Annotated in this window: 6 protein-coding genes; all 6 read right to left on the bottom strand. The window is 68.1% G+C overall.

The annotated features are described in order from the left end of the window. Positions 1-75: 75 nt before the first annotated feature. A complete protein-coding gene (locus AL3_RS08560; RefSeq protein ID WP_066299254.1) occupies positions 76-1047 on the bottom strand; it encodes an AAA family ATPase in 972 nt (323 codons plus the stop codon). Between the two features lie 74 nt (positions 1048-1121). Continuing rightward, on the bottom strand, positions 1122-7244 hold the full coding sequence (locus AL3_RS08555) for an Ig-like domain-containing protein (RefSeq protein ID WP_066299252.1): 6123 nt from the start codon (positions 7242-7244) through the stop codon (positions 1122-1124). A 213-nt stretch (positions 7245-7457) separates the two neighbouring features. Beyond that, complete coding sequence (locus AL3_RS08550; RefSeq protein ID WP_083521581.1) at positions 7458-8612, bottom strand: adenylate/guanylate cyclase domain-containing protein; 1155 nt, start codon at positions 8610-8612, stop codon at positions 7458-7460. Continuing rightward, positions 8605-9168, bottom strand: a complete 564-nt coding sequence (locus AL3_RS08545) for a PH domain-containing protein (RefSeq protein ID WP_066299250.1) — start codon at positions 9166-9168, stop codon at positions 8605-8607. The genes AL3_RS08550 and AL3_RS08545 overlap by 8 nt, the downstream gene beginning before the upstream one ends. 28 nt (positions 9169-9196) lie before the next feature. Beyond that, entirely contained in the window at positions 9197-10081 is an 885-nt protein-coding gene (locus tag AL3_RS08540; protein ID WP_066299248.1) for a biotin--[acetyl-CoA-carboxylase] ligase, read from the bottom strand. A gap of 47 nt (positions 10082-10128) precedes the next feature. Then, positions 10129-10980, bottom strand: coding sequence for an SDR family oxidoreductase (locus AL3_RS08535; RefSeq protein ID WP_066299245.1), 852 nt, complete (start codon positions 10978-10980; stop codon positions 10129-10131). Between the last annotated feature and the right edge of the window lie 204 nt (positions 10981-11184).

Genomic DNA, 11184 nt, shown 5'->3' with positions numbered 1-11184 from the left:
CTGCCCGGACAGTGCCGGCGGCGGCGCGCAGGCGCGCGGCGGCAGAACGGAGAAGGGGGTGCACCGGCGGTGTCCCTAGACGGCTACGCGCTGCTGGGGCGCGGCCGTGGAGGCGAGCACCTGGTCCAGGACTGCTGCAGCGGTGGCGCCGGCGAACTCCGCTTCCGGGTCCATCACCAGCCGGTGGGTGAAGACGCTGGGGGCCAGGATTTTAATGTCGTCCGGCAGCACATAGTTCCGTCCCTCGGATGCCGCCCAGACCTTCGCTGCGCGGACCATGGCCAGTGCGCCGCGGACGCTGACGCCCAGCCGGGTTTCCGGAGCTTCGCGGGTGGCGGCGGTGAGGTGGGCGATGTATTCCAGGACCGAGGTGTCGGCATGGGTGGTCGCTGCGAGGTCGGCCATGTCCCGCACCGCGGAAGCGGTGATGACGGCGGACAGCGCGGCTGAGCGGTCACGCGTGGCTGAGCCCGCCAGGAGTTCCACGGTGGCCGCGTGGTCCGGATAGCCCATGGAGGTCTTGATCAGGAACCGGTCCAGCTGCGCTTCCGGCAGCCGGTAGGTCCCGGCCTGCTCAATCGGGTTCTGGGTGGCGATGACCATAAATGGCCGTTCCTGCGTGTAGGTGGTGCCGTCCACTGTGACCCGGGATTCTTCCATGACTTCCAGCAGCGCGGACTGGGTCTTGGGCGAGGCCCGGTTGATTTCGTCGGCGAGCACCACATTCGCGAAGATCGGTCCGCGGTGGAATTCGAAGGCCTGGGTTTTCTGGTCATAAATCGTGATGCCGGTGACGTCGGAGGGCAGCAGATCCGGGGTGAACTGGATGCGGGAGGTGGTGCCCTGCACGGTGGCGGCCAGAGCCCGGGCCAGCATCGTTTTACCGGTGCCGGGGGCATCCTCCAGCAGCACATGCCCTTCCGCCAGCATCGAGGTCAGGATCAGCCGGACGGCATCCGGCTTGCCGAGCACGGCCTGGCCGACGTTCGTCACCAGTTTGGCGAATGTCTCGGCGAACCAGGCGGCCTGTTCTTCGGTCATTGACATGGTTGGCATTTCCCCCAGATGGACGGAGTGGCGGGTGTGATGGGTGTGGCGGGTCTGGTCGGTGCGGTCATGGGCTAGCAGCGGCCCATGCCGGACGGCGGGTTGTTGCCGAAGCTGGTGTGGATGCCCTTGATATGCAGGCCGTTATTGTTGGCGTCGCGGTTTCCTCCGGACTCCTGCCGGTACCAGGGCTCGCCGCCGCTGCGCACGATGTAGCAGCGCGATTGGATGACTTCCCCGTGGTACGCCCAGTGGCTGCCGGCACAGTTCCTGCCGTCGTAGTTGGTCCCCGAGGCAGGGTCCATGCAGGTGCGCCGATCGGACACAGGGAGCTGGTTCCCAACCGTCAGCGACCACGTGGACGGCGGCGGCTCGGCACCGGTCCGGGCGGAGGCCGCTGCCTCGGCCCCTGGGGTTCCCTGCGAGTTCAGGACCCGGACCCGGATGCTGTGGTCCTGGTTGTACCCGTTGCCGACGCTGCGGCTGCCGTTGGCACCGACCGTTTCCCAGCCGCCGCCGTCGATCGAGATCTGGACCTGGGCGACGTCGTGCGCATTCTGGTTGGGCGGCCCCCAGGACAGAGTGGCGGTGGTGCTGCCCTGTCCGCCGTTCGAACCGGAGGCCGTCGGTGTTCCCGGGCTGCCATACACCTGGACAGCCGAGGAGGCGGCGGAGGCGGGACTGTCATAGCTGGACCCGTCGGAATTCACGACGGCGGTCAGCCGGGCGCTGATGTTTGCCCCGTTGCTGAATCCGGTGATTTCCTGTCCGCTGCTAACCGCCAGGGAGCGGCCGTCGCTGAAGCTGGCGCGGTAGCTGACTTCCTCGGCGCGGGCGCCGTTGCGGGCGCTGGCACTGAGCGGACTGAAAGTGATCGTGACCGACCGGCCCTCGGCACCCGTGCGGGAGGCCGCCAGGCTTGGCGCTGCCGGAGCATCGGGCGTCCCGACGGCGCGGCGCGGCGCGGACGCCGGCCCCCAGTCGCTCCAGCCGGCCTTGTTCAGGGCGCGGACGGCGTAGGTGTAGTTCTGCTCGGAGTTATCCACGCGTACGGTCATGTTGGACACGGCGCCGGCCTCGAGGGTGCGCACCACCGTGGACCCCTGCGATTCGCGCAACTGATAATGCGTCACGGGAGCTCCGTTGGCTGCGGTGTCGTTCCAGTCGACCGTGAGCTGGCTCTGCGTTCCCACCGAGTCTGCCCGCGCCGTGGTGGGCGACCCGGGTGCTGCCGGTGCTCCGGCGGGGACCTCGGCCGCCGAGTAGTCGCTGAAACCGGACGGTTCCGGAGCGGCATTCCGGGCCTGGACCCGCACCCGGTAGCTGGTGCCGTTGGCCAGTCCGGTCCAGGTGGTCTGCGTCATGGACGCCGGGACGGTCTTCTGCGACACGCCGCTGACCGGGGCCGGGGAGATCTGCAGGTCGTAGGACTCGATCGGCGACCCGTCGTTCGCCGGCGGGGTCCAGGCGACGCCCAGCTGCTTGTCGCCGAAGGTGAGGACCGGAGGCGCGGGCTGGGCAGGCTGGGTGTCCGGGCGGACGACGGCGGACTGCGGGGACGGTTCGGAGGTGCCGTTGACGTTGGTGGCCGTGACGGAGAAGGCGTACTCAACGTTGTTCGTCAGGCCGGTGAGCGTGCAGGTGGTGGCCGGGCAGGCCTGGCTGAAGCCACCGGTCCCGGTGACGGTGTACCCGGTGATCGGAGCCCCGTTGGCAGCGGGCGGGTCCCAGGCCAGCACCACCGTGCGGCTGCGGGTCGACTCCACCACGGGGGTGGCCGGTGCGTCCGGACGGCCCTGCACGGTGAGCAGGATCCGGGCCGAGGCCTGCCGGTCGGCCTGGCCGGTCTTGTCCTGCACCCGGTACTGCACGGTCATGCTGCCCACGAAATCAGCGGCCGGGGTGACCACCACGGAACTGCCCTGGATGCTGGCGGTACCGTTGCCGTCGGCGCTGGCCTCCATGATTTCCAGCGGGGTTTCCGGGAACGGGTTGTCGTCATTGTCCAGGACGGGCACCGTGACCGCCCGGCCCTGCACGGCGTCGTCCACGGAGTCGTCCGCGGCGACCGGAAGCGGACGGCTGGAGCCCAGGACGGCCAGGTCCACGCGGCCGGCCACCGGGTCGCTGCGCCCGTCGGTGACGGTGACACCCAGCTGCCCCAGCGTGCCGACGGTGGCTCCGTCCGCGGCTGAGACGGACAGGACCGTGCCGGAGAGCCGCGCCTCGAATCCGGCCGGAACCTGGCCGGCCAGTGCGAAGGACAGCTTCCCGGCGTCACCGGGATTGGGGTCGGAGGCCAGCGGGGCCAGGTCCAGGGTCACCGCGTCCTCGCCGATGGCGGCCTCCAGCGACCCGGGGCTCATCACCGGCGGAAGGTTCTGCTCGGGCTGCGGAAGCACGTTGATCAGCACTGTCAGGGTGGCTTTCAGCCCGTCCGGGTCATCCGGACCGGAGCCGTCGGTGACTTCGAAGGTCATCGAGCCGAGTCCGGCGTAGTTCCCGTCGGCGGTGTAGGCCAGGGTGTCTTCGTCCGCCACCCAGGTATCCCGGTTGGAGGAGCCGATGCCGCTGACCTTGGCTGCCTCGGTGATCCGGGGCGTCCGGCCTTCCCGGACCTCAACGAGTTCCGCCAGTTCCAGGTCCAGGGTCTGGGCAGCTTCGACTTCCAGCACGGCGTTGCTCCGCAGCGTCGGGTACTGGGCGCTCAGGCCCGGAACCCAGATCACGGCCGTGGCAGTTCCGCCGTCCATGTCCTGGACGGTGTACGGGATGATCTGCGCTTCCTCCAGCAGTTCCACCCGGACCCGGTCCCCTGCCGCTGAGGCGGTAAGCCGGGACGGATCCACGGACACCTTGAGATCCTCGGCAACGCCGTCAGGGTCTTCGTCGTTTTCCAGGACCGCGACGTCGACGGCGGTCCGGCCGCGGATTTCCGCGACCTCCACCCGGTCATCGCGCGCCACCGGAGCCAGCAGTTCCGCGTTCGGATCGGAGACGACGGCGACGTTCCCGTTCGCTGAGCCGCCGCGGTTATCCCGGACGGCGTAGCGCACGTTGTAGCTGCCTGCCTCGGCGGGAACAGTGAAGCGGACCCGGCCGGCGTCGGCCCGGGCATTCATCTCCGGGTTCTGCGCGGTCACTCCTTCGGGGTCCAGGGAGATTGGATCACCGTCAGGGTCGGAGTCATTCTGCAGCGCAGGCACGGCGACCTCGCGGCCCGGACGCACCGTCACGGCGTCGTCGACCGCCACCGGTTTCTGGTTCGCCTCTGCAATGGGCGCGATTCCCACCCGGACCGTGCCGGTGTTCACCAGACCCAGCCGGTCCCGGACGGAATAGGTGAAGGAGTCGGTGCCCGCCGCGGTGGCGGAAGCGGTGTAGTCGATGTAGTTCGGTCCCGGAACGGCGGCGCCGAACCTGGGAGCCTCCTCGATCCCGTTGAGGAACACTGAGTCCCCGTCGGAGTCCAGCCCGTCCAGCGGCACGGGGATCCGGACGGTGGTGCCGGCGATGGCACGGCCTTCCAGGTTCTTCGGGACCGGCGGAGTGTTCCGCTCGTCGTCGCGCGGCCGGATGTTGATGCGCACCTGCGCCGAGTCGCTCTGCCCGGTGGAATCGCGGACCTCGTAGATGGCGTACACCGTCTTGGCCGTCTCGCCCGCGACGAACCGGAGCGTATTCTCTGCGGTGAACATCTGCCCGTCCAGCGGATCAACGCCCTGGGCCAGCACCGGGTTGAGGGTCAGCGTATCGCCGGTGGGCGAGACATCGTTTTCCAAGACCGGTATGTTCACCACGTCGCCGACCCGCACGGTTGCGGTGTCGGCGGCGGCCGACGGCGGCAGCAGCGTCCCGGGCCCCTCCACCGGCAGGACGCTGACCTCCCCGCTGGCGCTGGCCGTTCCGTTGGAGACCGTGTAGCTGATGGTGGACTGGTCCTGGAGGCCGCGGACGTCGTGGATCTGCAGGATGTTGTGGTCCAGCACCGCCACGTCCAGCGGGGAACTGCTGCCGGTACTGACCGACTGCACCACCAGCACGCCGCCGGTGGGATCAGTGTCATTGCCGAGGACATCCACCAGCACGCTGCCGCCGCGCGGCAGCAGGGCCACGTCACGCACGGCTACGGGGGCTCCCTGCCTGCCGGATTCGGCGGCGTCCACCCGGATGAGGCCGCTGGCGCTCTGCGGGCCGTTGGTCACCAGATATTCGATGTAGTAGGTTTTCGCGGCGTCCGGGGTGAACGCGATGGCTCCCGTATCATAATCCGGGACAACTTCTGAACCGTCTTCGGCCTCTGCTTTGGCGAGGCTGAGCCGGCCGCCGGCGGGATCAAGGTCGTTCTGCAGCGGATACAGGGTGACGGCCTCGCCGACGGTGGCGGTGAAGTGGTCGAAGTTGGTCACCGGCGGCAGAACTCCGCCCGGGCGGACATCGAACGTCACCGTGCCGGTTGAGGTTTCGGTGCCGTCGGAGACGGTGATGGCCACGTCCTTGATGCCCTGGCTTTTGCCGATGTCCCGGAAGGTCAGCAGTCCGTCGGAGCGGCTGCGGACCTGGTCGCCGTCGGCTGTCGGCTCAGCCGAAACGAGGACCAGGTCATCGCCGTCGGGATCCATCCAGTCGTTGAGGATGTTCTGGCTGACCGATTGGCCCTGTTCCACCAGGATTTTCGTGGACCGCCGCGGCTCGGGCGGACTGTTTTCGGTGTTGCCCCGCACCTGCACAGTGGCGCTGGCGGAGGCGCTGCCGCCGCGGCCGTCGCGGACCTCGTAGTTGAAGGTGCTGGTTCCCGCTGCTTCGGGCGGGACCACTATCTGCAGGCCGGCGCCGTTGTAGATTTCCTGCACCGTTCCCGCGGTGGGCTGGGGGCCCGAAAGCTGGACTGTCAGCAGATCGCCGTCGGGATCGGTGTCATTGTCCAGGACATTCAGGATGGTGGTGCGGCCGGGGCGGACACCGAACCGGTCATCGCCGGCTACCGGCGGCCGGTTTTCCCCGGTGCGGTCCGGAAGGGTGTTGACCGGGTTTTCGCTGGCGGATTCCTCTTCGTCGTCGCTGGAATCCTGCTTTGGCGGGATGACGTCGCCCCAGTTGTCCACCAGCTGCATGTTCTCCAGCACCAGCCAGATGTTTCCGCCGTTGATGTCGTTGAGTACCACCACGGACCGGTTGGCGCGGAAGACCAGTTCGGAGGACGCACCGATGCCGGGAATTTCCTCCCGCGAATCGTCGGCGTCGGAAGCGCAGTCGCGGAGGTAGGTGCCGGCGCCGGACCAGGCGGCGTGGACGCAGGAGTCCACCACTACGGGAGCGGCGGGAAGCCCTCCGCTGCCCACTTCGGTCACGGTGGCGTCCGAGCCGTCCAATGGCTGCTTGATCAGGGCCGTGGCGGTGGCAAGGACCACGAACCCGGATTCCGGTCCCGATTCCTGGAGCCGGGCGCCGCGGGTATCGGGCAGGATGACGGTTTTTCCGCCGGGCAGAACCAGGGTGCCCAATTCCGGATCGAAGGCAACGGCCTTGCGCCCGACGGCGGCCACCTGGACGTCACCGAAACTGCGCAGTTCCTCGGCCTTGGTGATCTCCGGTTCGCCAAAGGTGCCGTTGGGCTGAACGTCGTAGCCGTAGAGGAGGCCGTCCCGGGGCGCTGCGACGGCAACATGGCCCTCCGGGGAGACTCCGGCGGCGATCCCGGGGGAATCCTCGAGCGCGGGTTCGTTCTCCGCATCGCTGAAGAACGGCAGGGCATCGGCGGTGGTCAGCCACACCGCACCGGCGGCCGGATCGGTCACCGCGATGATGGAGCCGCCCTGCGAGATGGTGGCCGACGCCGGAAGCTGGACCTCGGTGCCGCGGGCAACGTTGGCTACGTCAACGGGTGACACCTTGGACTGGTCGGTATTGGTGTGGAAGACGGTGCCGGCGTTCTGCGTTACGTCGAACCCGTCGCTGTTGGCGGCGTAGGCGCCGTCGAGCATGCGGGCCGAGTAGTTGAGGTGTCCCACCATGCCCTGGGTTCCGTTGGTGACCCACACGCCGCCGTCGTTCAGGTCCACGTCAGCGCTGGCAAAGCCGGGGTACAGGATGGCGGTGGCGACAAGCGCCCCGGCCGCGGCGACTGCGGCGCCGACCGATGCTGCCTTGCGGCGGGTACGGCTCTGCGCGCGCGCAGCCCCCCTGAAGAGTGACACTTGCTTCCCCCTGTTAAGAACCCCCAAGCCTGGCCGTGCTGCGGCGGGCCGTGAGATGCGCTGTCCAGGCGCGGCGGCAGCAGATCGGCAGGCAGACGCACCTAGTGTCGCATATTGCTAAGCTCCCTGCGCAAAATTACCGGTGCGGCGGGTTGAGAGTGCCGGGGCCGAGGCTGAGAGCGCCGGACACCGCGTCCCGCCGGACACCGGTCCCTAGTCCAGCACCAGGCCCTGCCCGGTCCCCCGTGCCAGGGTCACGGGGTGGATTTCGCCGAAACCGCGCACGTTGCGCGGTGAATGCGGGATCAGGACGAAGCTGTCGTTGTTGCGCAGCGCCGCTGCCGTCGAGGCATCGGTCAGCACTGTCCCGGGTTCCGCCAGCGAGGTCAGCCGGGACGCGAGGTTGACGGTGGGTCCGTAGATATCGCCCAGCCGGGAGAGGACACGGCCCCACACCATCGCCACGCGGGCGGAGGGAAGCAGCTCGTCCTCGGTGAAGGCCTTCGCCAGCGCCAGGGAGATCTCGGCGCCGGCTTCCGGGGTTTCGGCGTTGAAGAGCACTTCGTCGCCGATGGTCTTCACCAGCCGGCCGCCGCCCACGGAAATGATCTCGGAGCACTTGTGCTCAAAACGCTGCACCATCTGCGCCAGCGTCTTCTCGTTCATCTGCCGCGACAGGCTGGTGTAGGAGACCAGGTCCGCGAATCCGACGGCGCGCGCCAGCGGCAGCGGATTATCGTCAGTGTCCGAGTCGTGGCTGGCCAGTCCGGCCTCCGCGCGCAGGGCCAGCCGCTGGATCGCGGCGTTCAGCTGCCGCTTCCAGGCGTAGACGAGGGTCTTCTCCAGCGGCTCGATGAGGTCCGGCAGCGCCGCGACGAGCTTCTTCCGCGCCTCGGCGTCGGTGATTCCACGCTGGACCACCATCTCCTCCACCAGGGCCTCAATCTGCCACACCACCATGCGGTCGGTCATCTGGCCGATGGAACGCATAATCGAGATGGCGGCTTCCTCGGTGAGCTGTTCATCGCGGACCAGCTGGATCACCGTGCTCAGCGCATCGCGGTCCGCTTCGGTGAAGAACACGGCGTCGTCGTCGAGGTTAGGAAAACCCATGGCCCGCCACAGCTTGCGCGCGGAAAGCAGGGAGACACCCGCACCCGCAGCGGCCTCGCGCCGCTTGAGCGTACGCGGACCGCCAATCAGCTGAGCTTCGAGCTTCCGCACGTCCTCGCGGTCGATCGACCCCGGGGACTCCGCAGGTTCCGGCTTGTCCGGCACCGGCACGGTGTTCATGGACAGCGTCAGCGGCTCGGGCTCGGGCTCGGGCTCGGCAGCGTCGTCAGGCGCTTCGTGGCCCTGATCACTCATGGCCGCTCCAATCGTCGTCGTAACCCGTGCTTCCTTCAATATCTACACCATCGAACATCACAGTCATGGGCAGCTGCTCTATGGTGGCCAACACAATTGACTTGAACCGGTGCACCTCAGGCATGGAGGCATAGTCGATCACCCGGCCGCGGCCAAGGTCGATCCGCAGGGTTCCGGCACGCTGCATCCGCTGCAGGATCCCCTGCCGCGCTTCCAGCTGGTAGATCGAGGCCAGCGGCAGGTCGTGTTCGCGGCGCCGGAGCACTCCCCGGCGCTGGATCAGCCGGCGGCTGGTCAGGACGTACCGGGTGGCGTTCCAGCGCAGCACCGGCGGTATGCAGAACCGTGCCAGCAGCAGGAGGGTCAGGAGCACGACGGCGGGCACCAGCACAAAGGTCCACTCCGCCAGGGCAGCCGGGAGGGTTTCCCGGCTCAGGTATCCCAGGGCGAAGCCGGCGGCGGCACAGGCGGCAGCGGCCAGCAGAATAGGCCCGAGCAGTGGCCCAGCATGCGGCCGTGCAGCCACGATGACCTGTTCCCCCGGCTCCAGCCTCATCCGCACCGGAGTCCGTATGGGCGCGCGCTCATGCCTGAGCGGCCCGGAGATGCACCACATCCGCCGCTGTCACCGCGTGCCGGACACCCTCGCCGTCGAGAATCAGCAGTCCGCCATGCGGATCGAGGCCAACCGCGCGGCCGACCAGGTCTGATCCGTCCGGCAGGAAAGCCCGGACTTCCTGGCCCAGCGTGACCATCCTGGAGGAGATGCTCTCCTTCAGTGTCCGCCCGTCTGCCTGGGACGCCTCCGCGTTTCCGTCAACGGCGCAGAACCCGCGGTAGTCGGCCGTAAACCGGAGCAGATAATCCTCCAGCAGGACGTTCCGGTCCGTGGTGGAGGCGTACTCCATGAGCAGGCTGGTGGCGGTGCTCACCGGCTGGTCCTCATCGGTGAGGGATACGTTCAGGCCGGTGCCAACGACGACGGCGGGCGGATTGCCCGACGTTTCCGGAACCACCTGGGCCAGGATGCCGGCCAGCTTCCGGCCGTCCACCATGACATCGTTGGGCCATTTCAGCTTGGGCTCCACCCCCGTGCGGGCAGCAATGCTTTCGGTGAGGGACAACGCGGAGAGCAGGGACAGCCAGCCGTAGGACTGGGTTGGCAGCGGGCGCCCGGATGGGTTGACCGGACGCAGCAGGACGCTGACGAACAGCGAGGAACGTACCGGAGCTTCCCAGGTGCGGCCCAGCCTGCCCCGGCCGGCCGTCTGGAGTTCCGCGGTCAGGACCGAGAGATCTGGGTACTGCGAAGGCACCAGCCGGGCAGCGTCCGCGAGGTCAGCGTTTGTGGATCCGGTTTCGGAAACCACGTCCAGCCGGGACAGCGGGCCAGCCGGGGCAACAAGACGCGCCTGGAGCCGCTGTGGTTCCAGGGGTGGACGCTCCATGCTGGAGTAGTGCAAATGCATGCCTCCGATCTTACGCGCCGGGTCCTCCACCCCGGCGGGTGCCTGCCTCAGAGGAAGAAGTCGGCCATGAGCTGGTCTTCCGAAGCACCGAGGCTGTATTTGGCGAAGTCAGTGACTCCCTCCTCGGCCAGGACCTGTTCGTCGGTGTAGAAGTTGCCCGTGGCTTCCTTTCCCGGGCGGGTCAGGATGGCGTGCGCGGCGTCGGCCATGATGTCGGCGCTGCGGGACACCCGGGCCAGTTCGGTGCCGCCGGGCATGTTGCGGATGGCAGCGGTGTCGATGGAGGTGCACGGCCAGAGCGAGTTGACCCCGATGCCGTCCTTCCGAAGTTCTTCGGCCAGGCCCAGTGTGGTCAGGGACATGCCGTATTTGGCCATTGTGTAAGCGAGGTAGCTTCCGGCCCACTTCGGGTCGAGGTTCAGCGGCGGCGAAAGCGTGAGGATGTGCCCGTTGTCCGAGTTCCGCAGGGCCGCCAGCGAAGACTTGGACAGCAGGAACGTGCCGCGCGCGTTGATGTCCTGCATCAGGTCGTAGCTCTTCATGCTGACGTCGTCGGTGCTGCGCAGATCGATGGCGGAGGCATTGTTCAGCACGATGTCGATGCCGCCGAACCGTTCCACCGTGGCGGCGACGGCATTGGCGACGTCCTCATCGCTGCGGACATCGCCAATGATCGGCAGGGCCTTTCCGCCGGCGGCCTCCAGCTGTTCGGCCGCGGTGTACACCGTGCCCTCCAGCTTGGGGTGCGGTTCGGCGGTCTTCGCCAGCATCGCTACGTTGGCGCCGTCGGCCGCTGCCCGCAGGGCGATGGCCAGCCCGATGCCGCGGCTGCCTCCGGACATCAGGATGGTGCGTCCGGCCAGGGAACGCGGGTTCGTTGAGGCTGTGTTCGAGGTCATACGGACAGGGTAATGCACCCGGGGCAAATATGTTACTCACCAGTAACATCAGGCCGGCCGCCAGCCGGCCTGCCAGCGCCTTGCCCGCGGGGCACCGCACCCCCGCTCCACTGCCGGTATCTTTCAGCGGGCCAACGCGCCGGGATCGAAATTGTAGGATTCCTACACCCGGGATAGGTGTTGCCGCTCACTAGACTGGGTGGA

Origin of the sequence: Arthrobacter luteolus NBRC 107841, from assembly GCF_001552075.1 — a bacterium.
Classification (GTDB): domain Bacteria; phylum Actinomycetota; class Actinomycetes; order Actinomycetales; family Micrococcaceae; genus Arthrobacter_B; species Arthrobacter_B luteolus.
Note: the sequence above shows the minus strand (reverse complement) of the source record. Positions and strands in the feature narration are given on the sequence as shown.

Excerpts from the sequence above, each read along its gene's own strand:
- AL3_RS08545 (WP_066299250.1), bottom strand. The coding sequence starts at position 9,168 with ATGAGGCTGGAGCCGGGGGAACAGGTCATCGTGGCTGCACGGCCGCAT.
- AL3_RS08540 (WP_066299248.1), bottom strand. The coding sequence starts at position 10,081 with ATGCATTTGCACTACTCCAGCATGGAGCGTCCACCCCTGGAACCACAG.
- AL3_RS08535 (WP_066299245.1), bottom strand. The coding sequence starts at position 10,980 with ATGACCTCGAACACAGCCTCAACGAACCCGCGTTCCCTGGCCGGACGC.
- AL3_RS08560 (WP_066299254.1), bottom strand. The coding sequence starts at position 1,047 with ATGTCAATGACCGAAGAACAGGCCGCCTGGTTCGCCGAGACATTCGCC.
- AL3_RS08550 (WP_083521581.1), bottom strand. The coding sequence starts at position 8,612 with ATGAGTGATCAGGGCCACGAAGCGCCTGACGACGCTGCCGAGCCCGAG.